A 23,599-nucleotide genomic window follows, 5' to 3' on the forward strand; every position below is an offset into this window, starting at 1 on the left:
GGATCCGGCGCTCGGCGGCGCTTGTGGTTTCAGCTTACCGACTGCGCGTGCCGGCCAGGCCATGTGACGCAACTGCGCGTCGGGTCCGGAGGACGCCGTCAATACAACTGAGTGTACGTAGTTCAGCAGAGTGAACACAAGGGCGGCTCCTCCGTCACAGGCGCTGACCTAGAATGGACCCGGCAGGCAGCGGAGGGAAGCACAGATGACGCAGGCGAGCGCGACGGCCGCACCCGAGGTGGGGCGACGCACCGTCGGCAGCACCGTCCGTGCCTACGTCACGCTGACCAAGCCCCGCGTCCTCGAACTGCTCCTGGTCACGACGGTCCCCGTCATGATCCTCGCCCACGGCGGGATGCCGGACCTGTGGCTCGTCCTCGCCACCACGGTCGGCGGCGCCATGAGCGCCGGATCGGCGGCCGCATTCAACATGTACCTCGACCGCGACATCGACGCGCACATGCACCGCACCGAGAACCGTCCGCTCGTGACGGGCGAGATCTCGCCCCGCGCGGGACTGATCTTCGCGTGGACGCTCGCCGTCGCATCGACGGTGTGGCTGCTTCTCACCACCAACTGGCTCGCGGCCGTCCTCAGCGTCGCGGCGATCTTCTTCTACGTCGTCGTGTACACGATGATCCTGAAGCGCCGGACCGAGCAGAACATCGTGTGGGGCGGGATCGCAGGCTGCTTCCCGGTCCTCATCGGCTGGTCGGCGGTCACGGGATCGCTGGCCTGGCCCCCGTTCATCCTCTTCCTGCTCGTCTTCCTGTGGACGCCGCCGCACTACTGGCCGCTGTCGATGAAGTACAAGGGCGACTATCAGGAGGCGGATGTGCCGATGCTGGGCGCGACCCGCAACGGCATGCAGGTCGGCCTCCAGGTCATCCTGTACGCGTGGGCGACGGTGGTCTGCTCACTGCTGCTCACGCCGGTCGCCGGTATGGGCCTCGTCTACACGGTCTCCGCGCTCGTCTTCGGGGGATGGTTCATCGTTGAGGCGCACGTGCTCTACAACCGTGCCGCCCGTGGAGAGCAGATCAAGCCGATGCGCGTGTTCCACGCGTCGATCACCTACCTGACGCTGCTCTTCCTCGCGATCGCGATCGACCCGCTCCTGCCGTTCTGACCGCCGCCCGCGATGAGCGTCGCGCGCTCGCACCGCTGAACAGCCGTCTCGCTCGAGAATCCCGCCGGTCGCGTCGATGATTCGTTGACGCGCCGGACGTGTCTGGGATTCGTCGACGGCGTTCCGTGATGACTCTCGGATAACGAGACAGTGGCCGCAACCTCCCCGGGCTCGGGGCGATGCGACCACTGGTCGAACCCGCGCGTGGCGGGCCCTTCTCGGTACGTTGTGCGGCTCAGAGAGCGGCGACCTGCTTCGCGATCGACGACTTGCGGTTCGCGGCCTGGTTCTCGTGGATGACGCCCTTGCTCACGGCCTTGTCGAGCTTGCGGGTCGCCGAGGCGAGGGCCTTCTCGGCCGCGGCCTTGTCGCCGGCGGCGATCGCCTCACGGGTGCGGCGCACCTCGGTCTTCAGCGCGCTCTTGACGGCCTTGTTGCGCTCGTGCGCCTTCTCGTTGGTCTTGTTGCGCTTGATCTGCGACTTGATGTTCGCCACGTTCGACGGCTCTTTCGTTCGGAGTTTTCGTTGGATGTGCCGGGGTAGCGGTAGAGGGGCGCCTCCGGCGGCGTACGAGGTGGGACCCGTACGCAAGCCAATCACCGAGTCTATCAGGTGTGTCGCCTTCGACCTGCATTCGTCGGGATGCGCCGGTGCGGCATGATCGGATCACCGGCCCGTCCCCTCGGGGCCGCCTCGACGAAGGAGTCGTCCGTGACCGCATCCTCCTTTTCGCGCGCTCGCCCTCCTCGGCGCGCGGGAGCCCGGTGGTTCACGTTCTTCACGCTGGCGTGGCTCGGCATCTGGACGGTGCAGCTCACCCCGCTGCAGCTGCTCATCCCGCTCCAGCTCGACACGCCCGACGACGCGAGCGGCTGGGTCACGGGCATCGTCTCCTCCGGCCTGGTGCTCGCCGCCGGGGGACTGGCGGGCGTCATCGCCGGCCCCCTCGCGGGCGGCTTCAGCGACCGGACCCGCGGCTCCACCGGCCGCCGGCGACCGTGGGCGATCGCCGGCTCGGTGCTGGCGGCGCTCTCCCTCGTCGCGATCGCGTTCGCCACGGGCCCGTGGTCGGTCGGCGCCGCCTGGGTGGGCGTGTCGGTCGGCGTCGCCGTGGCGTCCGCGGCCTTCACCGCGCTCATCGCCGATCAGCTCGCGGACCAGCGTGGCGCCGCGTCGGCCGCTGTGGCGTCCGCGCAGGCCGTGGGCATCGTGGTGGGGGTCGGGGTCATCGTCCTGCTCGGGCTCGGTGTCGTCACGGGCTACCTCGCCCTCGCCGGATTCGTCCTCGCGACGGGTGTCGCGGCGGCGCTGGCGCTGCCCGACCCGCCCGCACCCGCGGCGTCCGCGCTCGCTCGCGAACCGCGGACTCTCGCCGAACGCCTCTCCGCGTTCCATGACCGCGACTTCGGCTGGCTGCTCTGGGGGCGGCTCACGGTCAACGTCGGCAACGCACTCGGCACGGGGCTCCTGCTGTTCTTCCTGCTCTACGGGCTCCGGCGGGACCCTGGCGGCGCGGAGGACGACCTCCTGCTCCTCATCGTCGTGTACACCGTCTTCGTCGTCATCGCGTCGATCGGCGCGGGCCGGCTCTCCGACCGTTCCGGGCATCGGATCCGCCTCACGGTCGGGTCGGCGCTCGTGCAGGGTGCGGCGTCGCTCCTCATCGCCGCTCTGCCCTCGTTCGAGACGACCCTCGTCGCCGCCGCCCTCCTCGGGGTCGGCTACGGGGCGTACATGTCGGTCGGGCTCGCCCTCGCCACCGATCTGCTCCCCTCGGCCGAGGACAGCGCCCGCGACCTGGGGCTCGTCAACGTCTCGGCCGCCCTCGGTCAGCTCATCGGTCCGCTCCTGGGAGCGGGGCTCGTCGCCCTCGTGGGCGGGTTCTGGCTCTTGTTCGTCGCTGGCGGGATGCTCTCGATCGTCGGAGGGCTCATGACCCTCGCGATCGGCGCGCGCCGTGCGTCAGCGCGCTGACCCGCCGGATGCCCTGCCCGCCATCGTCGCGAGGGCGACGTCCAGCAGCGCATTGAACACGCGCGGTCGCATCGCGGTCACGAGGTGGCTCGTGCGCGGGACGACGACGAGCTCCGCGTGCGGCACCAGGGAGACGAAGAGCCGTTCGTTCACGCGCAGCTGGTCGTACTGGCCGTTGATGAACCATGTGGGCACTTCGATCCGGCGCAGCGCCGCGAGCAGGTCGAGGATCGAGAGGCTGCGAAGCGCGGCATCCTGGGCGTCGTAGGCGTAGCCGCCGGCACCGAAGTCCGCGCGCGTCTCGTCGGGGAGTGTCCGGTCGAGAACCCACTCGGCGATCGGGAAGCCGCGACCCGGCAGCCGGTCGAACCCGCGCGCGAGCACGCGGTACGTCGTGAGCGCCGCACCACGGGGGAGCGCGGTGCACGAGGCGCCGATGTAGGCATCGACCGGAGGCGGGTCCTCCGCACCGACATAGGCGGTGCAGAGAAGCCCTCCCATCGAGTGCCCCACGAGGAGGACCTCACCCGAGCGCGCCGCCGTCCGGACCGCGTCGTCGATCGTCGCCCAGGCGGTCTCGAGGGTGAACGTCTCGGCCATGCGCGTGCCATGGCCGGGGAGATCGACCGCGACCGCCGCGACGCCCCGATCCGCGAGGTGCGCGAGCTGCGAGCGCCACATCGTGGCGGACGTGCGGATGCCGTGGACCATCACCACCGTCGTCGTCACCCTGCCAGCCTACGCAGGGCGACGACGACGGTGGCGCGGCTCAGAAGAGCACGCGGACGCGTGTCGGGGTACTCGTCGATCCGGCGACCGTCGCGTCGTCCGAGGGGACGAAGGTCGCCGTGTAATCGTGCGTCCCGGCCTTGAGGCGGCCGAGCGTGTACGTCGCGATCCCGTAGCGCACCTTCGACGTCGCGACGATCGTGTCGCCTTCGCGGAAGACGACCACGCCGTCGGGGCGCGCTCCGTCCTCCTGGCGGACCGTGGCGACGAGGGTCGAGGGGACGAGGCGGTTGATGTGGATGGGGAGGATGGCGTGCAGGCGCGTCGTCGTCTGAATGAGGGCGACGGGCACCTCCACCTCGAGCGGCACCCGCACGGTGGTTCCGGACGCGGGGGCCGTGAGGGTGAGCTCCGCCGCCCCGGCCGGAACATCGGCCGGAAGCGTGACGCTCACCGTCGCCGCGCCGGCGCTCACGGGTACCTCTCCGAGCACGGTGTCGCCGAGCGCGACCTGCAGCGACGTGTTCTGCGGCGCGCCGCGGCTCGTCATGTCGAGGCCCGACACCTGGAAGGCGACCGTCGTCCCGGCATCCACCGTCTCGGGCACGCCCGTCACCTGGACCGCCTGCTTCGCGAAGGACGGAGCGAGCGGCGAGTTATCGGCGATGTAGTCCATCCACGCCTCGTAGTCGAGGAGCCCGGTGTCGACGTAGTCCGTGCCCTGGGTGAACGCGCGGAAGTTGTCTCCGCCGCTGGCGAGGAAGGAGAACGTCCCGATCCGGTAGTTCGCGGCCGGGTCGATCGGCTTGCCGTCGACGGTCACGGACGTGATCCGCGCCCCTTCGGGGAGGCTCGCGTCGAACGTGTAGGACACGTTGTCGGACAGGCCCAGCTGCAGGTAGGGGCGCTGCGGCACGCTGCCGTCCGCCGCCCGCTGCCACTGCTGCTCGAGGAGCGTCGTGAACTGGGCGCCCGTGAGGGTGACGAGCGCGAGCGTGTTGTTGAAGGGCAGCACCGCGTTCGCCTGCGAGAACGAGACGGTCCCGTCGGCGAGGCCGGGAACGGCCGTCGCACCGAACTCCGCCTGCGTGTCCCACAGGTCGGCGCGGAGCCCGCCCGGATTCGTCACGCCGATCTGCGCACCGTTCGGCAGGGCCGACAGGCTGTCGCGCAGCATGTCGCCGACCGTGTTGCCGAGAGCAGACTCGCTCGCGCGGTCATCGCGTGACCCGCCGGTCCACACGCCGTTCACGAACGAGCCGCCCGCGAACGCTGTCGTGATGTCGCCCGACACCTCGCCGATCGCGGTGCTGCCGACCTCGGCGGCGGCCGCGAGGGCCTTCTTCACGATGGTGTCGACGGCCGCGACGCGGGGGTAGGTGCTGATGAGCTCCGCAGCGGGGGTGGTGGTGCGCTTGATGATCTGCTCGGTGTGGGCCTGGACGGTGCCGGAGGCGCCGTCGAGGGTGAGGGTGATCTTTCCGAGGTTGGCGCCGTAGGAGCCGGTCTGCACGACCGGGCGGGTGCGGTCGGTGCCGGGGATCGGTGCGGACCAGGAGTACTCCTTGTGGGTGTGCCCGGTGAAGATCGCGCCGACGGCGGGGTCCGTGTCGTTGACGAGGTGGGCGAAGGGGCCGCCGGCGGCGAGCTCCTGGTCGAGGGTGGCGCCGTCGGGGGTGCCCGCCCCGGCGCCCTCGTGGTAGAGCGCGACGAGGACGTCGGCTTCGCCGTTGGCGGGGTCGCCGTCGCGCAGCTGCGCCGCGACGCGGTTGACAGCCTCGACGGGGTCGCCGAAGTCGAGGTCGGCGACGCCGGCGGGAGACACGAGGCTCGGGGTCTCCTCGGTGACGGCGCCGATCACGCCGACGGTGAGTCCGCCGGCATCGAGCAGCTGGTATTCGGGGAGGGCGGGTGTGGTGGTGCCCTTGGTGTACACGTTCGCGCCGAGCTGCGGATAGTCGGAGGCGTCGGTGACGCGTCCGGCGAGGTCGGCGAAGCCGCGGTCGAACTCGTGGTTGCCGACCGCGGAGGCCTGGAGCCCGAGGGCGTTCAGCACGTCGATCGTGGGCTGGTCCTTCGCGACCGAGGAGGCGAACAGCGACGCGCCGATGTTGTCGCCGGCGGACAGGAACAGCACCGGCCCGGGAGCCTGCGCACGCTGCTGCTCGACGGTGCCCGCGAACGCGACGGTGTTCGCATCGATGCGACCGTGGAAGTCATTGATCCCCAGGAGGGTCAACTCCACCGGCGCCGCCTGCGCGGACAGACCGACCAGGACCGGATCGTGGTCGCTCGAGCGATAGGCATCCGGCGCGTAGAACTCGGTGCCGTGCGAGCGGAAGCGGCTGTATTCGAGCGCGACCGACTCGCCGGAGTTGATGTTCCAGACGTCTGCCCCGGTGGCGCGCTCCTTCGCGGGGCCGCTCAGGAGGATGTGGTCGAGTGATCCCGACAGCCCCTGGAAGCTGTACGAGGAGGACGGGACACCGAACGCCTGCGCGGCGTCGACATAGCCCGCCTGGTACAGGACCTCGAGCGGATCCTCCTGCGTGTAGGAGTTGAAGTCGCCCGCGAGAGCGACCGACGAGACGTCGCCGCGGATCTGCGTGACCCAGTCCCGCAGCGCGGTGGCCTGGCGCACACGCGACTCGGTGGAGGTGCCCTGCCCGTCGCCGGCGTCGGCGTCGCCCGGCCACGGACCGACCGAGCCCTTCGACTTGAAGTGGTTCACGACGAAGAGGAACGGCGCCCCGCCCTCGGCGGGTGCGAACGTCTGCGCGATCGGCTCGCGGGCGTTGCCGAACGCTTCTCCATCCTCGCTCTGGTCTCCCAGCGCACGGGAATCGCCGACGCGCTCGACGGCCGCGGTCCGGTAGATGATCGCGTTGGTGATGACGTCCTGCTCGGATGCCGGGGGAAGATCACCCGAGGAGGGGACGAAGGACCAGGTGCCCGCTCCGGCGGCGGCGTTGAGGGCGTCGACGAGCGTGGAGGTCGCCTCGTCGGTCGCCTCGCCCAGCGCAGCGGAGTTCTCGATCTCCATGAGGCCGACGACGTCGGCGTCCAGCGCGCCTATCGCCGCCACGATCTTCGCCTGCTGGCGTGCGAGGTCCGCCGCGTCCCAGGCCCCGCGCTGCGGGCAGCCGTCGCGGACGGTGACGCCGTCGCCGAGGCGGTCGCGGTAGGGGACGCACGTGGCCGTGTCGGTGCCCAGCGTCGTGAAGTAGTTGAGGACGTTGAACGAGGCGAGCCGGACGTCGCCACCGACCGCGTCGGGAGCGGCCGTGCGCGGGTCGGCGAAGGCGACCTCGTCGGTCCCGGTGCCGTCGCCCGCGAGCGGAGCGGTCGGGTTGAGCTTCCACGAGCCGTTCCGCCAGTCGACGATCACCGGCGCGGTGAAGGTGACGGATGCCCCGACCACGATCGGCTCGGTGAGCGAGACGTACGCGGGGGTGAGGGCGCTGTTCGCGCCCGTCAGGTAGTTGATGCTCGTGCCGTCGTCGAGGGTCACCGCGCGCGCCGCGTTGTCGGCTGCGACCGCGGACGCCTCCGCCGATCCGGGGCGTGCGGCATCCGTCGGCTGGCGCAGCGGGGTGGTGCCCGCGGCGAGGCCGACCTCGCCGTACTGGTTCGTCGAGTAGGTGTTCGAGACGGTGAAATCGCCCTGCGGTGCGACCAGCATCGACTCCAGGCTCTCGCGCTGCGCGGCATCCGCCGGCCAGCCGACGGTGGCGGGCTCGGGGGCCGGCTGGGCGTCGATGCGCTGTGCGGCACCGGCGGCCACCGTGATCTCGGTCAGGCCGTTCCACTCGGAGACGGTGCCGGTCACACGCACCGTGTCGCCGGGTGCGACCTCCGCGACCGCGCCGGGCGCGTGCACGAAGAGCGCGTCGGATGCCGGGTGGGCGGCGAGGTCGAGAGCCCCGCCGGTGCCCGAGGTCTGGATGACGTAGCCGTCGAACCCGCCGGTGGGGTAGTGAGCCGTCACGACGCCCTCGGTGGTGACCGTCTGGCCGGCGTACGGAGAGGCGTCCCCGGTTCCCTGCACCTCGGCGATCGCAAGGACCGTCGGGTCGGTCGGATCTGTGGGATCGGTGGGATCGGTCGGGTCTGTGGGATCGGTCGGGTCCGTGGGATCGGTCGGGTCGACGGCGAGTCCGGTGGGTGTCGGCGTCCCGGCCGTGAAGTCGGCGGCGTTGTCGCCGGTGTTGGCGAATGACGCGCCGCGCGCCACACTCGTCGCATTGCCCGTCCCCGGAGCGGGCGCGGCGCCGGCGAAGTGGGTCGCACCTCCCCAGCCCACGAAGTCGATGACCTGCGGCAGAGAGGTCAGCCCGGACGCGCCGCTGAGCGCGGTCTGGTCGGAGACGAGGGCGACCTTCCCCTGCGAGCTGGACAGGGCGATCGCCCCGTCGACGTCGGCGGTGAACCCGGGGAGCGAGGTGTTCGCGCCCGTCGCCTCGCCGATCAGCACCTGGCCGCCGGCGGGCACCGTGATGCCGGTCAGCGGAGTGACCTGCCACGACCCGCCGGTCGCCGAGGCGTATTGCACGCTGTACGCGGAGAGATCCACGGCGGCATCCGAGACGTTCGCCAGCTCGATGAAGTCGCGGGCGAGGGGTGCTCCCGTGTTGCCGCCTCCGCCGTAGACCTCGGAGATCACGACCGGCGCGTCGGAGGAGACCGCCGCCTGGGCCGCAGGGGCGAAGACAGCGCTCGCCGCGACGGTGGCCAGCGCCGTCGCGATCGTCAGGGCGCTGCGCGGCTGCCGGCGGCGCGACGGGGAAGGGGCCTGGGACGGGTGCGCGTGCGTCACGATGATCTCTCCGAGGCGGTCCGCGCACGACTGGGGGGTTCGCGCAGACGTCGGCCGCCAGATTGAGCATTCTTCGTCACACAGCCGCGTGGCAAGTAACAGAACGGTTAATTCTTTCTCATCGGGCGGATCGCTGGCGTGTCGGTGGCTGGCAGCGTTAGAGTGCGCGACACCCGCCCGCCGAGGACGTCCCGCCGTTCGCACGGCCGCGCGCCGGTAGACTCGGACCGACATGTCACCCCGCGCCCTGAAGCCTCTCGAGCCGTCTGCGACCCCTCCCGAGCTGATCCGCAACTTCTGCATCATCGCCCATATCGACCACGGCAAGTCCACCCTGGCCGACCGCATGCTGCAGATCACCGGCGTGGTCAGCGACCGGGACATGCGCGCCCAGTACCTCGACCGCATGGACATCGAGCGCGAGCGCGGAATCACGATCAAGTCGCAGGCCGTGCGGATGCCGTGGGCGACGGGCACGGGCGCCACCTACGCGCTGAACATGATCGACACGCCCGGACACGTCGACTTCACCTATGAGGTCAGCCGGTCGCTCGCCGCGTGCGAAGGGGCGATCCTCCTCGTCGACGCCGCGCAGGGCATCGAGGCCCAGACCCTCGCGAACCTCTACCTCGCGCTCGAGAACGATCTGCAGATCATTCCGGTGCTCAACAAGATCGACCTCCCCGCCGCGGATCCCGAGAAGTACGCGGCCGAGCTGGCGAATCTCATCGGCGGCTCGCCCGATGACGTGCTGCGCGTCTCGGGGAAGACCGGCATGGGCGTCGAGGAGCTGCTCGACCGCATCGTGGAGCAGATCCCTGCGCCCGTCGGCGACCCCGCCGCCCCCGCCCGCGCCATGATCTTCGACTCCGTGTACGACTCGTATCGCGGCGTGGTCACCTACGTCCGGATGGTGGACGGCAAGCTCGAGCCGCGCGAGCGCATCCAGATGATGTCGACCCGCGCCAAGCACGACCTCCTCGAGATCGGCGTGTCGAGCCCGGAGCCGATCCCCACGCGCGGCCTCGGCGTCGGCGAGGTCGGCTACCTCATCACCGGGGTGAAGGACGTGCGCCAGTCCAAGGTCGGCGACACGATCACCAACGAGCGCAAGCCCGCATCCAACGCCCTCCCCGGGTACACCGACCCGAAGCCGATGGTCTTCTCGGGCATCTACCCGATCGACGGCAGCGACTACGCGGACCTCCGCGAGGCCCTCGACAAGCTGAAGCTGTCGGATGCCTCCCTGCAGTACGAGCCGGAGACGTCGGTCGCCCTGGGCTTCGGCTTCCGCTGCGGCTTCCTCGGCCTGCTCCACCTCGAGATCATCACCGAGCGCCTCTCCCGCGAGTTCGGGCTGGACCTCATCACGACGGCGCCCAGCGTCACGTACGAGGTCACGACCGACACGGGTGAGACCGTCGTCGTGACGAACCCCAGCGAGTACCCCGACGGCCGCGTCGCCTCCGTCTCAGAGCCGGTCGTGAAGGTCGGCATCCTGCTGCCGAAGGACTACGTCGGCACGGTGATGGAGCTCTGCCAGCAGCGTCGCGGGACACTCCTGGGCATGGACTACCTGTCCGAGGACCGGGTGGAGCTGCGCTACAACATGCCGCTCGGCGAGATCGTCTTCGACTTCTTCGATCACCTCAAGTCGAAGACGCAGGGCTACGCGTCCCTCGACTACGAGCCCGCCGGATCGCAGGAGGCCGATCTCGTGAAGGTCGACATCCTGCTGCAGGGCGAGAAGGTGGATGCCTTCTCCTCGATCGTCCACCGGGAGAAGGCCTACGGCTACGGCACGATGATGACGGAGCGCCTGCGCAAGCTCATCCCGCGTCAGCAGTTCGAGGTGCCCATCCAGGCGGCGATCGGGGCGCGCATCATCGCGCGCGAGAACATCCGCGCCATCCGCAAGGACGTCCTCGCCAAGTGCTACGGCGGTGACATCACCCGCAAGCGCAAGCTCCTCGAGAAGCAGAAAGAGGGAAAGAAGCGCATGAAGATGGTCGGTCGGGTCGAGGTGCCGCAGGAGGCGTTCATCGCCGCGCTGTCCGGCGACGTCGAGACCAAGAAGTAGCCCCCGGTTAGGGTGGGACCCATGCGTCGCGGGAACTTCCAGGATGGCACGGTCGACTACGCCGCTGTCGGGGCGACGGGTGCTCCGGACCTCATGGGCTATCCGCCCGAGCACAGCATCCCGGCCGAGGCGTCGTGGCGGCTGGGGAGCGGAGAGAGCCGCTTCGAGACATCCGCCGACGCCCTGCTGTCGTGGTCGGCGCTGCGCGGATCCGGCCTCGAGATCACGGATGTGCGCCCCGCCGCCGGCCCGATGTACTCGGGCGTCGGCTTCGACGACGAGGGCGCGCCGGTCGCGCCGAGCAGGCTCGAGACCGAGCAGCGATTCGACGCCGACGGGACGCCGTACGTCGCGGCCGGCACGACGATCCGCGTCCGCGGTCGGATCAAGGGGATGAACGCCGACGGCGAGCTGCGGGTCATCTCCGCCGTCGAGGAGCCGCGACGTGTCGGGTTCACCCTCGGGACCGTCGGCGGGTCGGTCGTCAGCGGCGAGGAGTCCTTCGCGATCGAGTGGGACGAGAGCGACGAGGTCCGCTTCGTCGTGCGTGCGTTCGACCGTCCCACCGCGCTGGCCTACCGTCTCCTCCCGCCGCTCGTCAGACGGCGACGTCGCGAGCTCTTCCAGGGGTATCTGCGCGCGATCTCGCCGCTGTACTCCACCTCGGCCTGATGGGCGCCGCCCTCCCGCTGGGCGATCCGGCGCCCCCCAGCGGCGCGCTGCCGGATGACCTCGACATCGACGGAGGCGCAGATTTCGGCGTCTATCTGCACGTGCCGTTCTGTCGCGTGCGCTGCGGCTACTGCGACTTCAACACCTACACGGCCACCGAGCTGCGGGGCGCCCGGCAGGACGCCTACGCCGACGAGGTCCTCCGCGAGATCGCCTTGTCGCGCGAGGTTCTCGCCGCGCGCGCGCCGCTGCGCCCCGCGCAGACCGTCTTCTTCGGAGGAGGGACCCCGACGCTCCTCCCCGCCGGCGATCTCGCCCGCATGCTGGAGGGGGTCCGCGGGGCCTTCGGGCTCGCTCCGGATGCCGAGGTCACGGTCGAGGCGAACCCCGACACGGTGACCCCCGACCTCGCCCTCGCACTCGCCGAGGCCGGCGTGACCCGTCTGTCGATCGGGATGCAATCGGCAGTCCCGCACGTTCTGGCAGCCCTCGACCGGACGCACGACCCGTCGAACGTGGGCACGGCCGTCGCCGCCGCCCGTGCGGCCGGTATGGATGTCAGCGTGGACCTCATCTACGGCGCGCCGGGGGAGTCGCTCGCCGACTGGGAGGAGTCCGTACGGACGGCGATGTCCCTCGCGCCCGATCACATCTCCGCCTACGCGCTCATCGTCGAGGACGGCACGCAGCTGGCCCGTCAGATCCGGCGCGGCGAGGTGCCCGCGCCCGACGATGACCTGCAGGCCGACATGTACGAGCTCGTCGACGATCTGCTCGCGGCCGGAGGATTCGGCTGGTACGAGGTGTCCAACTGGGCCCGGACGCCCGCTCACCGCTCGCGCCACAACCTCGCGTACTGGCGCGGCACGGACTGGTGGGGCTACGGCCCGGGCGCGCACAGTCATGTCGCCGGGCTCCGGTGGTGGAACGTGCGGCACCCCGCCGCGTATGCGCAGCGGCTCGCCGACAGCTCCTCGCCCGCCGCGGGCCGCGAGCGGCCCGACGAGGCCGCGCGTCGCCTGGAGGACGTGCTCCTGCGCTCGCGGATCGCCGAGGGCGTCGCCGTCTCGGAGCTCGAGGGGGAAGGGCGGCACGCCGTGGCATCCCTCATCGCCGACGGCCTCATCGACGGCGCGGCGGCCGTCCGTGGCCGCGTCGTCCTCACGCGGCGCGGGCGCCTCCTCGCGGATGCCGTGGTGCGGGCACTGGCCGCGTGAGCGCGGCGCGCGGATCGTCTGAGCGCTGGGCCACAGCCCGATCGCGGTAAGATTGGCACTCGACAGCTCGGAGTGCCAACCCTCGGGCGGAGGAGGAGTGATGGTCTCGGAACGCGGCCTGCAGGTCCTCAGCGCGATCGTGCAGGACTACGTGGACACGAACGAGCCCGTCGGCAGCAAGACCATCGTCGACCGGCATCAGTTCGGCGTGTCCGCGGCGACCATCCGCAACGACATGGCCCTCCTCGAAGATGAGGAGCTGATCGCGGCGCCGCACACCTCGTCGGGTCGGGTGCCGACCGACAAGGGCTATCGCGTCTTCGTCGATCATCTCGCCGAGCTGCGCCCGTTGTCGGGCGCCCAGCGCGCAGCGATCTCGACCTTCCTCGCCGACCCCGCCGACCTCGACGACCTCCTGATGCGCACGGTGCGCGCTCTGACCCGACTCACGGGGCAGGTCGCGATCGTCCAGTACCCGTCGTTCGCGCGCGCGAGCGTGTCGCACGTCGAGTTCGTCCACCTCGGCGGCACACGCGTCGTCGTCATCGTCGTCACCGACACGGGCCGCGTGTCCCAGCGCGTCGCGTTCCTCCCGCATGAGCTCGGCGAGACCGAGGCGGCATCGGTGAAGCACGCGATCGCCGCGCTCGTCACGGGCAAGCCGGTCGCGGCGGCGGCTCAGGCGATCGCCGACCTCGACCTCCCGGCGGAAGCGTCCACGCCGTCCTCGCGCGTCGACGACGCGGTGCGGATCGTGGCCCGGATCGTCGCCGAAGAGCTGGAGGACTTCCGCCAGGACAAGCTCGTCATGGCGGGCAGCGCGACCCTCGCGCGGCGCGAGGGCGACTTCCGAGGGAGCATCTACCCACTCCTGGAGGCCATCGAGGAGCAGGTGACCCTCCTGCGCCTCATGGGCGAGATGGTCGCCGACGACAAGGGGCTCGCCGCCAGCATCGGGCGAGAGAACGCCGACTTCGGGCTCGCGGAGGCGTCGGTCGTGACGAGCGACTACGACGGCGCCGGCATCCGTTCCCGCCTCGGACTGCTCGGTCCGATGCGCATGGACTACCCCACCAACCTCGCGGCGGTCCGTGCCGTCGCGCATTACCTCAGCCGTCTGCTCGACGAGGACGACACGTCCCGCTGAGCGGAGATCATACGTACGACCGGCCGCGCGGCGCGCGGTCACGAAAGGCGATTGTGGCCGACCACTACGAAGTCCTGGGCGTCTCCCGCGACGCCTCGCCCGAGGAGATCAAGAAGGCGTACCGCCGTCTGGCGCGCGAGCTCCACCCCGACGTGAACCCCGGGGAGGATGCCTCCGAGCGCTTCAAGCTCGTCACCCACGCGTATGACGTGCTCAGTGACCCCGAGCAGCGTCAGCGCTACGACATGGGCGGCGACGGCTCGCCGTTCGGCGCGGGCGGCGCGGGCTTCGGCGGGTTCGGGGACATCTTCGAGACCTTCTTCGGCGGCGGCGGGGGAGCCCGTGCCGGCCGTCCCCGCTCGCGCCGCGAGCGTGGTCAGGACGCCCTGGTGAGGGTCACCCTCGACCTGAAGGACGTCGTCTTCGGGACGCACCGCGACATCGAGGTCGATACCGCCGTCCTCTGCGAGACGTGCGACGGCTCCTGCTGCCAGCCCGGCACCCAGCCCGTGACATGCGACATCTGCCACGGCGCCGGGCACGTGCAGCGGACCGTGCGAAGCCTCCTCGGCAACGTCGTCACCTCCCAGCCCTGCACCACCTGCCAGGGCTACGGCACGACGATCCCGTACCCGTGCGCGACCTGCCAGGGTCAGGGCCGCGTGCGCGCGCGCCGCACCGTCTCCGTCGACATCCCCGGCGGCGTCGAGACCGGGCTGCGCCTGCAGCTGCCCGGATCGGGCGAGGTCGGACCCGCCGGCGGCCCGCACGGGGACCTGTACCTCGAGGTGACCGTCGCGCACGACGAGATCTTCAGCCGCGAGGGCGACGACCTGCTCGCGACGCTCGAGGTCTCCATGCCGGACGCGATCCTCGGCTCCACGGCGACGATCACCTCCCTCGACGGCGACGTCGACCTCGAGGTGCGCGCCGGGGTGCAGTCGGGCGATGTCCTCACGATCAAGGGGCGCGGCATCACGCCGCTGCGCGGCGGGAACCGCGGCGACCTCCGGGTGGGAGTCCAGGTCGTCACGCCGACCAAGCTCGGCCCTCGGGAGCGCGCGCTCATCGAGGACTTCGCGAAGAAGACGAAGGCGCCCGCACCGCAGCTGGCGCAGTTCCATCAGGGCCTGTTCTCCAAGCTCCGCGACCGCCTCCGGGGCTGAGATGGCGCTGCACTTCCTCGTCGAGAGCGTCCCCGACGGCGATCGCGTCGAGCTCACCGGAGCCGAGGCGCACCACGCCGCCGTCGTGCGGCGCGTCCGCCCGGGCGAAGAGGTCACCGTCGGCGACGGGCGGGGCGTGTGGCTCACCGGTCTGGTCGAGGAGGCGGCCTCCGGGCGCGTCGCCATCCGGATCGACGCCCGCGTGGACGTCGCGGCGCCCTCCCCGAGGCTCGTGCTCGTGCAGGCGCTCGCGAAGGGCGACCGCGACGAGCTCGCGGTCCAAGCGGCGACCGAACTCGGCGTGGACGAGATCGTGCCGTGGCAGGCCGCCCGCAGCATCTCGCGGTGGAGTGCCGAGAAGGCGGCCAAGGGGGTCGCACGGTGGGGCACCATCGTGCGGGAGGCGGCCAAGCAGGCGCACCGCGCCTGGGTGCCGACGGTCTCCGCACCCGTCACCACGGCCCAGCTCGCCGCCCGCGCCGGGGCGCGGCTCCTCGTGCTCGAGCCGACGGCATCCCTGCCCCTGTCCGCGCTGACGCTGGAGCATGCGGACACGCGCGACCTCGTCCTCGTCGTTGGCCCGGAGGGCGGGATCGCTCCCGAGGAGATCGCCGCGCTCACGGATGCCGGAGGCGAGGCCGTGCGCCTCGGCGCGACGGTGCTGCGCACCTCGACCGCGGGGCCTGCCGCTCTCGCGCTCCTGAACGCGCGGCTCGGCCGGTGGTGACGCCGCGGCCGACTCCGGTCCGCTCCGACACCCGCGCCATAGACTGGATGGCATGAGCGAGCCGTCGATCTTCACCCGCATCCTCGCAGGGGAGATCCCTTCCGAGATCATCGCCGAGACCGAGAACGTCTTCGCGATCCGCGACATCGCGCCCCAGGCGCCCGTGCACCTCCTCGTCATCCCGAAGAGCGCCGAGTACCGGAATGTCGTCGAGCTCGCAGCGGGGGACCCCGCCCTCCTGACCGAGATGATCGGCCTTGCGAACGCGCTCGCCGCCGAGCAGGGCGACGGCGATTTCCGCCTCATCTTCAACACCGGCCCGCACGCCGGCCAGACCGTCTTCCATGTGCACGCCCACGTGCTCTCCGGAGGGCTGACCGAAGGGAGCCTCGGTGGCTGATCCCTCCGAGCCCACGCCCGACGACGCGCCCGAGGCGGATGTCGTCGAGCGCATCTACGCCGACGGCGTCGCCATGGTCCAGCTCCTCGGCCCGCAGGACCGGCTCCTGCGCGTCGTCGAGCGCGAGCACCCGCTCGTCCAGGTGCACGTCCGCGGAAACGAGATCACCCTCGCGGGCGCGTCCGGCGACGTCGCCCGCGCGCGCGACCTCGTCGATGAGCTCATCGCCCTCTCGCGCAGCGGTCAGGGACTCGACCCGTCCGATGTCGTCACGAGCGACCGCATCCTCCGGAGCGAGGGCGGGCCGCGCCCGTCGGAGGTCCTCGGCGAGGCGATCCTGTCCTCACGGGGCCGGGTCATCCGGCCCAAGACCGTCGGTCAGAAGGCCTACGTCGACGCGATCGACGAGAACACGATCACGTTCGGGATCGGCCCCGCCGGCACGGGGAAGACCTACCTCGCGATGGCGAAGGCCGTCCAGGCGCTGCAGCGCAAGGAAGTCAGCCGGATCATCCTGTCGCGCCCCGCGATCGAGGCGGGGGAGCGCCTCGGGTTCCTGCCGGGCACTCTCAACGACAAGATCGACCCGTACCTGCGGCCCCTGTACGACGCGCTCAACGAGATGATGGACCCCGAGATCGTGCCGAAGCTCATGGCGTCGGGCACGATCGAGGTCGCGCCGCTGGCGTACATGCGCGGACGAACGCTGAACGACTCCTTCGTCGTGCTCGACGAGGCCCAGAACACGACTCCCGAGCAGATGAAGATGTTCCTCACGCGCCTCGGGTTCGGGACGCGGATGGTGGTCACCGGCGACATCACCCAGATCGACCTGCCGCAGGGCGCGTCGGGCCTTCGCCTCGTGACGCGCGTGCTGGGCGAGATCGACGACATCCACTTCAGCTACCTCACGAGCGACGACGTCGTGCGGCACACCCTGGTCGGGCGGATCGTCGACGCCTACACGGAGTACGACGAGAAGCGACTGGCCTCACGGCGCGAGCGCGACGAGGCATCCGAATTCGCGAATCGCGCCGAACGGCGTGGGCGGCCCTCCCGCCCCGGCGGACCGCGCGACCATCTCCCCAAGCGAGGCATGTCATGACGATCGAGATCACCAACGAGTCCGGCGTCGACGTCGATGAGACGGTGCTGCTGCGCCTCACGGAGCACAACCTCGCCGAGCTGCACGTGAGCCCGGATGCCGATGTCGCGATCCTCCTCGTCGACGAGGGCGCCATGGAGGCCCTGCACGTGCAGTGGATGGACGAGCCCGGACCGACCGACGTCCTCAGCTTCCCCATGGACGAACTGCGCCCCGGCACGCAGGAGCAGCCGACGCCCGCCGGCCTCCTCGGTGACATCGTGCTGTGCCCGCAGGTCGCCGAGACGCAGGCCGTCGCGGCGAAGCACTCCACGCTCGACGAGCTGATCCTCCTGACGACGCACGGCACGCTCCACCTCCTCGGCTTCGATCACGCCGAGCCCGCCGAGGAGCGCGAGATGTTCGGCCTGCAGCGCGAGCTCATCGCGGCGTTCCACTCGGCCGAACGCCGACGGCGCGCATGACCGTCGCGCTGCTGCTCGTCGCCGCTGCTCTGCTGGTGGCGCTCGGCGGACTGATGGCGGCTCTCGACGCCGCCCTGGGCGTCACCTCGCGCAGCGACCTCATCGACTCCGCCGCCACCGGGCGCAGCGGCACGTCGCTCCTGCGTATCGCGGCCGATCCGGAGGCGCACGGCAATGCGGTGGTGTTCATCCGCATCCTCGCCGAGACGACGGCCGCTGTCCTCGTCACCGCCGCGTTCACGTCGCTCTTCGACAGCATCTGGTGGGCGATGCTCGCCGCGGCGATCCTCATGACAGCCGTGTCGTTCGTCCTCGTCGGCGCGAGCCCCCGCGCCGTGGGCCGCCAGCACGCGCGGGGGCTCCTCCGCGCGTTCGCCCCGATCGTGCGCGGCGCCCGCATCGTCCTCGGCCCCCTCGCGCATCTCCTCGTCGTCGTCGGCAACCGGGTCACCCCCGGGATCCCGCGCGGCAGCTCCTTCGCCAGCGAGGAGCAGCTGCTGTCGATGGTCGACGAGGCCGCGTCGCAGGATCTCATCGAGGAGGATGACCGCGAGCTCATCCACTCCGTGTTCGACTTCACCGACACCTTCGTCCGCGCCGTGATGGTTCCGCGCACCGACATGGTGACGATGGATGCCGGCGCGACGACGCAAGAGGCCATGCGCCTCTTCCTCGACCGCGGTGTGTCGCGCGTGCCCGTCGCCGACGGCGAGGCGGATGACATCACCGGCGTCGTCTACCTCAAGGACCTCGTGCAGTTCGCCTTCCGCGACGAGTCGGCGTGGCGCGACGCGCCCGTCGCCCAGATCGCCCGGCCGGCGGTCTTCGTGCCCGAGTCGATGAAGGCCGAGACGCTCCTGCAGCAGATGAAGCGGGATGCCGTGCACGTATGCCTCGTCGTGGACGAGTACGGCGGCGTCGCCGGGCTCGTGACGCTGGAGGATCTCATCGAGGAGCTGGTCGGCGAGATCGCCGACGAGTACGACCCGCGATCGAACGAGATCGTCGACCTCGGCGACGGCCGCTACCGCGTCAGCGCGCGTCTCGGCCTCGACGAGGTCGGTGAGCTGTTCGACACCGACCTCGACGACGAGGACGTGGACTCGATCGGCGGTCTCCTCGGAAAGCTCATCGGGCGCGTGCCGCTCCCGGGCTCGACCGCGGAGTACGGCGGCGTCCTGATCACCGGGGGCACCTCGCGCGGTCGAGGTCGCGGTCTTGAGACGGTGTTCGTCGAACGTTCCGCGGCGCTCGCCGACGCGGACGAGGCCTTCGGGGGGCGCGCGCCCCGCACCGGGTCGATCCCGCTCCCGCGGGTGTCCGCGCGCACGGAGGAGGAGAGATGACCGAGCACAGGTCCGGATTCGTGACGTTCGTGGGTCGCCCGAACGTCGGCAAGTCGACGCTGACAAACGCGCTCGTGGGTGAGAAGGTCGCGATCACGTCCGACAAGCCGCAGACGACCCGCCGCGCGATCCGCGGCATCCTGAACCGCCCCGGCGGGCAGCTCGTCATCGTCGACACCCCCGGCATCCACAAGCCGCGCACCCTCCTGGGCGAGCGGCTGAACCATCTCGTCGAGCAGGTGCTCGGCGATGTCGACGCGATCGGCTTCCTCGTGCCCGCCACCGAGAAGGTGGGGCCGGGCGACCGGCGCATCGCCGCGTCTCTGGACGGCTATCGCCGTGCGAAGAAGATCGCGATCGTGACGAAGACCGACATCGCCTCGCGCGAGGAGATCACCGATCGACTGATGGAGGTCGACGCGCTCCGCGAGGACTGGGACGCCGTCATCCCCCTCTCCGCCGTCGCCGGCTCGCAGCTGGACGTCCTCGCCGATGAGCTGCTCAGCCTCATGCCGGAGGGGCCCGCTCTCTACGAGGACGGCGTCGTGACGGACGAGTCCCTCGAGGACCGCATCGCCGAGATCATCCGCGAGGCGGCGCTGGAGGGCGTCCGCGACGAGCTGCCGCACTCGATCGCCGTGACGATCGAGGACATCGCCGACCGCGAGGACAGCGACCTCACCGACATCCACGCCAACGTCGTCGTGGAGCGGGACAGTCAGAAGGCGATCATCATCGGGCACAAGGGATCGCGGCTGGCCGGGGTCGGCGCGCGGGCGCGCGCGCAGATCGAGCCGCTCCTCGGGCGTCGGGTCTTCCTCAAGCTGCACGTCCGCGTCGCCAAGGAATGGCAGCGCGATCCGAAGCAGCTCGGACGGCTCGGTTTCTGATGGCCCGCGGGTGGATCGCCCGCCGGCCCGGGCCGCCGCGCTCGTGGCAGCTCGCGGAGGTGCCGGTGCCCGCGCCCGGACCGGGCGAGGTCACGATCCGGGTGCGCGCGGCGGGCGTCAATCCCGCGGACGCCAAGCACGTGGCCACCGAGAGCGGCCAGGACTGGCCGGTCGCGATCGGGTACGAGGTCTCCGGCGAGATCACCGGGGTCGGCCCCGATACGAGGATCGGCTCGGGTGCCGTCGCCGTCGGTGACGAGGTCCTCGCCTTCCGCATCGGGGGCGGCTACTCCTCGGCGGTGACCGTGGCGGCCGAGAAGGTGTTCCACAAGCCCGCGACCCTGACGCATCCCGAGGCCGCGAACCTGCTGCTGACCGGCACCACCGCCGCCGAGATGCTCGCCGTCGTCGCGGCGGCACCGGGGGACACGGTGCTCCTGCACGGCGCCTCGGGCGCCGTCGGCGTCAGCGTGCTGCAGCAGGCGGCCGCCCGCGGCATCCGCGTGATCGGCACGGCGGCGGAGGGCTCGTTCGACCGCGTGCGTCGTTTCGGCGGGATCCCGATCACCTACGGGCCGGGTCTGCGCGAGCGCGTGCTCGCGGCCGCCGGCGACGTTCCGATCGCCGCGGCGCTGGATGCCGTCGGCACCGACGAGGCGATCGACGTGTCACTCGCACTCGTCGCGGACCGCTCGCGGATCGTCACGATCGCCGCCCGCGGGCGAGCGGAGGACGACGGCATCCGGTGGATCGCCGGGTCGCTCCCCGACAGCGCGCGGTTCCGGGATGCCGTCCGGCCCGCCCTGATCGAGGCCGCCGCGGCGGGGACCCTCCTCGTCCCGATCGCCGCGACGTTCCCGCTCGGAGAGGCACCGGGCGCGCTCGAGCTGCTCGCGAGCGGCCACCCCGGCGGCGCACTCGCGCTGCTGCCCTGACGCCCCCGCGTCCCGGCGGCGTCGTGATCCCGATCGGATCGAAGGGTGTACTCTTTCTGCATGCGCTTCGGCCAGCTCCTTCTTAGCTGCCGCGACGAGGCCTCGATCTAGGGCCTTCCTCGTCGCGGAGCTCGTCGTTTTCCGACACCGCCGGCCCGAACCCTCGACGAGACAGAAGCGACCATCATGAAGAACACTCAGAAGCCCTCCGGCGCGCCGATCCACAAGTACCGCCCGTACCACGAGCAGCTCCGCGTCGACCTGCCCGACCGCACCTGGCCGGACGCCCGCATCACGACCGCCCCGCGGTGGTGCGCCGTCGACCTCCGCGACGGCAACCAGGCCCTCATCGACCCGATGAGTCCCGAGCGCAAGCGGATCATGTTCGAGCTGCTCGTGAGCATGGGCTACAAGGAGATCGAGGTCGGGTTCCCCTCGGCATCCCAGACGGACTTCGACTTCGTCCGTCAGCTGATCGACGACGGCGCGATCCCGGACGATGTCACGATCCAGGTGCTGACGCAGGCGCGGGAGCATCTGATCGAGCGCACGTACGAGTCCATCGCCGGCGCGAAGCAGGCGATCGTGCACCTCTACAACTCGACGAGCGTGCTGCAGCGCGAGGTCGTGTTCCGCAGCGACAAGCAGGGCATCGTCGACATCGCGCTCGCGGGAGCGCGCCTGTGCCGCGAGTTCGAGAAGCGGATCCCCGAGACGCAGGTCTACTACGAGTACTCGCCCGAGTCCTACACGGGCACCGAGCTCGAGTTCGCGGTCGACGTCTGCAACCAGGTGATCGAGATCTTCGAGCCGACTCCGGAGCGCAAGGTCATCATCAACCTGCCCGCCACCGTCGAGATGGCGACCCCCAACGTGTACGCCGACTCGATCGAGTGGATGGGCCGCCACCTCGCGCACCGCGAGAACGTCATCATCTCGCTGCACCCCCACAACGACCGCGGCACCGCGATCGCGGCCGCCGAGCTCGGCTATATGGCCGGCGCCGACCGCATCGAGGGATGCCTCTTCGGCAACGGCGAGCGCACCGGCAACGTCGACCTGGTCGCGCTGGGCGTCAACATGCTGACGCAGGGCATCGACCCGCAGATCGACTTCAGCGACATCGACCAGGTCAAGCGCACCGCCGAGTACTGCAACCAGCTGCCCGTGCACGAGCGCAGCCCCTGGGCCGGCGACCTCGTGTTCACGGCGTTCAGCGGGTCCCACCAGGACGCCATCAAGAAGGGCTTCGAGGCCATGGAGGCCCGCGCCGTGGCATCCGGTGTCACGGTCGACGAGATCGAGTGGGCCGTTCCGTACCTGCCGATCGACCCGAAGGATCTCGGCCGCTCGTACGAGGCGGTCATCCGGGTGAACTCGCAGTCCGGCAAGGGCGGCGTCGCCTACCTGCTCAAGAGCGACCACGCGCTGGATCTGCCCCGCAAGCTCCAGATCGAGTTCTCGGGTGTCGTGCAGGCGAAGACGGATGCCGAGGGCGGCGAGGTCTCGAGCGACCAGATCTGGTCGATCTTCACCGACGAGTACCTGCCCGCGATCGCGGCGGATGAGAAGTGGGGGCGCTTCGAGCTGCTCTCGACCCGCACGCAGAGCGACATGTCGGGCGAGGTGTCGCTGGAGGTCACCCTCCGCGACGGCGACACCGAGGTCGCGACCCGCGGCGTCGGGAACGGGCCGGTCTCGGCGTTCCTCGAGGTCGTGCGCGAGCAGGGCTTCGACATCACGCTCTACGACTACGTCGAGCACACGCTCTCGGCGGGCGGGGACGCCCAGGCGGCTTCGTACGTCGAGGTGCAGGTCGACGGCGAGCGGCTGTGGGGGGTCGGCATCGACGGCGACATCTCGACCGCGAGCCTCAAGGCCATCGTGTCGGCCGTCAACCGGGCGATCCGCACCCGTTCGCGCTCCGGCGAGCTCGCCGCCGTCTGACCCCGCGCCCCGCAACCGCGAGACACGGTTTAAACGCCGAGACACCTGCTCAGCGCGGGTGTCTCGGCGCGTGGAGCGTGTCTCGCGGTCAGGTGGGAGGCCGGGCCGGGCCGGGCGCGGTCGGCTCAGCCGTCGGAGGGGCGGATGATCGGGATCGCGCTCGTCTCGATGGCGACCTTCCGGCGATGCAGCGCCCGCTGTTCGGGCAGCGAGATGTCGAAGATCACGGCGAGCAGGCGGATGACCGTCGTCACCACCACGCACGCGATCGCCGCGACCGCGATCGGTGCGCCCAGGGCAGCGGAACCGGCGAGCACGACGCAGCCGACCCCCGCGGCGACCGCGTAGAGCGAGCCGACGTGCATGATGGCGACGGGCAGCCCCAGGATGACGTCGCGCAGGATGCCGCCGCCGACCGCCGAGCACACGCCGACGAACACCGCGGGCACGAACGGCAGGCCGAGGGCGAGCGCCTTCGCGGTGCCGAACGCGCCGAACAGTCCGATCACGACGGCATCCAACGCGACGATCACGGCGTTGAGCCTTCGGAAGACGCCCGCGAGCAGCATGCCGACCAGCGATGCGCCGACGGCGGTCAGCAGGTACCAGTTGCTCTGGAGGGTCGTCGGCGTGACGTTCAGCAGGAGATCGCGGATGAGTCCTCCGCCCATGCCCATCACGATCCCGATGAGGGTCACCCCGAGGAGGTCGAGGCGCTGACGCCCGACGAAGCCCGAGGCGAACAGCGCGCCCTGCACGCCGCCGAGGCCGACGGCGAGGAGGTCCGCCCACAGGGGGATCACGAAGAGAGGCTCGGTCACCACCCCATTGTCCCGGCCCGGGCCCGCCCGCGC

The 23,599-nt window shown here is 70.8% G+C and carries 19 protein-coding genes; 15 read left to right on the forward strand and 4 right to left on the reverse strand.

What is annotated here, in order from left to right; genetic code table 11:
• The first annotated feature begins 205 nt into the window (after positions 1–205).
• Positions 206–1,129, forward strand: coding sequence for a heme o synthase (locus tag J0P97_RS03390; protein WP_215486363.1), 924 nt, complete (start codon positions 206–208; stop codon positions 1,127–1,129).
• A gap of 235 nt (positions 1,130–1,364) precedes the next feature.
• Here J0P97_RS03390 and rpsT read toward each other — a convergent pair whose 3' ends face one another.
• Positions 1,365–1,625: a 30S ribosomal protein S20 gene (gene rpsT / locus J0P97_RS03395; RefSeq protein ID WP_215486364.1), complete on the reverse strand. Its 261-nt coding sequence runs from the start codon at positions 1,623–1,625 to the stop codon at positions 1,365–1,367.
• A 216-nt stretch (positions 1,626–1,841) separates the two neighbouring features.
• Here rpsT and J0P97_RS03400 point away from each other — a divergent pair, with 216 nt between their 5' ends.
• Positions 1,842–3,104 carry an MFS transporter gene (locus tag J0P97_RS03400; protein WP_308163391.1) on the forward strand — a complete coding sequence of 421 codons (1,263 nt, stop codon included), beginning with the start codon at positions 1,842–1,844 and terminating at the stop codon, positions 3,102–3,104.
• Here J0P97_RS03400 and J0P97_RS03405 read toward each other — a convergent pair.
• The gene (locus J0P97_RS03405; RefSeq protein WP_215486366.1) at positions 3,093–3,833 is read right to left on the reverse strand and encodes an alpha/beta fold hydrolase; all 741 of its coding nucleotides are present in this window, start codon (positions 3,831–3,833) and stop codon (positions 3,093–3,095) included. The two genes, J0P97_RS03400 and J0P97_RS03405, sit on opposite strands and share 12 nt — an antisense overlap.
• Positions 3,834–3,873: 40 nt before the next feature.
• Positions 3,874–8,649, reverse strand: a complete 4,776-nt coding sequence (locus J0P97_RS03410) for an ExeM/NucH family extracellular endonuclease (RefSeq protein WP_308163392.1) — start codon at positions 8,647–8,649, stop codon at positions 3,874–3,876.
• 232 nt (positions 8,650–8,881) lie between these two features.
• Between J0P97_RS03410 and lepA the strand changes: the two genes are divergently transcribed.
• The 13 genes from lepA to leuA all read left to right on the forward strand — a co-directional run bounded on the left by lepA (position 8,882) and on the right by leuA (position 22,745).
• Complete coding sequence (gene lepA / locus J0P97_RS03415; RefSeq protein WP_215486368.1) at positions 8,882–10,729, forward strand: translation elongation factor 4; 1,848 nt, start codon at positions 8,882–8,884, stop codon at positions 10,727–10,729.
• Positions 10,730–10,750: 21 nt separating this feature from the next.
• A complete protein-coding gene (locus J0P97_RS03420) occupies positions 10,751–11,401 on the forward strand; it encodes a DUF1990 domain-containing protein (RefSeq protein WP_215486369.1) in 651 nt (216 codons plus the stop codon).
• Positions 11,401–12,618, forward strand: coding sequence for a radical SAM family heme chaperone HemW (gene hemW / locus J0P97_RS03425; RefSeq protein WP_215486370.1), 1,218 nt, complete (start codon positions 11,401–11,403; stop codon positions 12,616–12,618). The genes J0P97_RS03420 and hemW overlap by 1 nt, the downstream gene beginning before the upstream one ends.
• Positions 12,619–12,718: 100 nt before the next feature.
• The gene (hrcA, locus tag J0P97_RS03430; RefSeq protein WP_215486371.1) at positions 12,719–13,765 is read left to right on the forward strand and encodes a heat-inducible transcriptional repressor HrcA; all 1,047 of its coding nucleotides are present in this window, start codon (positions 12,719–12,721) and stop codon (positions 13,763–13,765) included.
• Positions 13,766–13,818: 53 nt separating this feature from the next.
• Positions 13,819–14,931: a molecular chaperone DnaJ gene (gene dnaJ / locus J0P97_RS03435; protein ID WP_215486372.1), complete on the forward strand. Its 1,113-nt coding sequence runs from the start codon at positions 13,819–13,821 to the stop codon at positions 14,929–14,931.
• 1 nt (position 14,932) lies between these two features.
• Complete coding sequence (locus J0P97_RS03440) at positions 14,933–15,658, forward strand: 16S rRNA (uracil(1498)-N(3))-methyltransferase (RefSeq protein WP_215486373.1); 726 nt, start codon at positions 14,933–14,935, stop codon at positions 15,656–15,658.
• 52 nt (positions 15,659–15,710) lie between these two features.
• On the forward strand, positions 15,711–16,058 hold the full coding sequence (locus J0P97_RS03445; protein ID WP_215486374.1) for a histidine triad nucleotide-binding protein: 348 nt from the start codon (positions 15,711–15,713) through the stop codon (positions 16,056–16,058).
• Positions 16,051–17,163, forward strand: coding sequence for a PhoH family protein (locus J0P97_RS03450; protein ID WP_372449667.1), 1,113 nt, complete (start codon positions 16,051–16,053; stop codon positions 17,161–17,163). Before J0P97_RS03445 ends, J0P97_RS03450 begins: the two co-directional genes overlap by 8 nt.
• Positions 17,160–17,627, forward strand: a complete 468-nt coding sequence (ybeY, locus tag J0P97_RS03455) for an rRNA maturation RNase YbeY (protein ID WP_215486375.1) — start codon at positions 17,160–17,162, stop codon at positions 17,625–17,627. Before J0P97_RS03450 ends, ybeY begins: the two co-directional genes overlap by 4 nt.
• Complete coding sequence (locus J0P97_RS03460) at positions 17,624–18,973, forward strand: hemolysin family protein (RefSeq protein ID WP_215486376.1); 1,350 nt, start codon at positions 17,624–17,626, stop codon at positions 18,971–18,973. The genes ybeY and J0P97_RS03460 overlap by 4 nt, the downstream gene beginning before the upstream one ends.
• A complete protein-coding gene (gene era, locus J0P97_RS03465; protein WP_215486377.1) occupies positions 18,970–19,863 on the forward strand; it encodes a GTPase Era in 894 nt (297 codons plus the stop codon). The genes J0P97_RS03460 and era overlap by 4 nt, the downstream gene beginning before the upstream one ends.
• Complete coding sequence (locus J0P97_RS03470; RefSeq protein WP_215486378.1) at positions 19,863–20,798, forward strand: quinone oxidoreductase family protein; 936 nt, start codon at positions 19,863–19,865, stop codon at positions 20,796–20,798. The genes era and J0P97_RS03470 overlap by 1 nt, the downstream gene beginning before the upstream one ends.
• Before the next feature lie 186 nt (positions 20,799–20,984).
• Entirely contained in the window at positions 20,985–22,745 is a 1,761-nt protein-coding gene (leuA, locus tag J0P97_RS03475; RefSeq protein WP_215486379.1) for a 2-isopropylmalate synthase, read from the forward strand.
• A gap of 125 nt (positions 22,746–22,870) precedes the next feature.
• Here the strand turns inward: leuA and J0P97_RS03480 are convergent, their stop codons facing one another.
• The gene (locus tag J0P97_RS03480) at positions 22,871–23,566 is read right to left on the reverse strand and encodes a trimeric intracellular cation channel family protein (protein WP_215486380.1); all 696 of its coding nucleotides are present in this window, start codon (positions 23,564–23,566) and stop codon (positions 22,871–22,873) included.
• Positions 23,567–23,599 lie beyond the last annotated feature (33 nt).

This window comes from Microbacterium flavum (assembly GCF_018717645.1).
GTDB classification, from domain to species: Bacteria; Actinomycetota; Actinomycetes; order Actinomycetales; family Microbacteriaceae; genus Microbacterium; species Microbacterium flavum.

What these genes read in the sequence shown, in the direction of transcription:
- J0P97_RS03390 (WP_215486363.1), top strand. Translation starts at nt 206, where the DNA reads ATGACGCAGGCGAGCGCGACGGCCGCACCCGAGGTGGGGCGACGCACC.
- lepA (WP_215486368.1), top strand. Translation starts at nt 8,882, where the DNA reads ATGTCACCCCGCGCCCTGAAGCCTCTCGAGCCGTCTGCGACCCCTCCC.
- J0P97_RS03420 (WP_215486369.1), top strand. Translation starts at nt 10,751, where the DNA reads ATGCGTCGCGGGAACTTCCAGGATGGCACGGTCGACTACGCCGCTGTC.
- hemW (WP_215486370.1), top strand. Translation starts at nt 11,401, where the DNA reads ATGGGCGCCGCCCTCCCGCTGGGCGATCCGGCGCCCCCCAGCGGCGCG.
- hrcA (WP_215486371.1), top strand. Translation starts at nt 12,719, where the DNA reads ATGGTCTCGGAACGCGGCCTGCAGGTCCTCAGCGCGATCGTGCAGGAC.
- J0P97_RS03440 (WP_215486373.1), top strand. Translation starts at nt 14,933, where the DNA reads ATGGCGCTGCACTTCCTCGTCGAGAGCGTCCCCGACGGCGATCGCGTC.
- J0P97_RS03445 (WP_215486374.1), top strand. Translation starts at nt 15,711, where the DNA reads ATGAGCGAGCCGTCGATCTTCACCCGCATCCTCGCAGGGGAGATCCCT.
- ybeY (WP_215486375.1), top strand. Translation starts at nt 17,160, where the DNA reads ATGACGATCGAGATCACCAACGAGTCCGGCGTCGACGTCGATGAGACG.
- J0P97_RS03460 (WP_215486376.1), top strand. Translation starts at nt 17,624, where the DNA reads ATGACCGTCGCGCTGCTGCTCGTCGCCGCTGCTCTGCTGGTGGCGCTC.
- era (WP_215486377.1), top strand. Translation starts at nt 18,970, where the DNA reads ATGACCGAGCACAGGTCCGGATTCGTGACGTTCGTGGGTCGCCCGAAC.
- J0P97_RS03470 (WP_215486378.1), top strand. Translation starts at nt 19,863, where the DNA reads ATGGCCCGCGGGTGGATCGCCCGCCGGCCCGGGCCGCCGCGCTCGTGG.
- leuA (WP_215486379.1), top strand. Translation starts at nt 20,985, where the DNA reads ATGAAGAACACTCAGAAGCCCTCCGGCGCGCCGATCCACAAGTACCGC.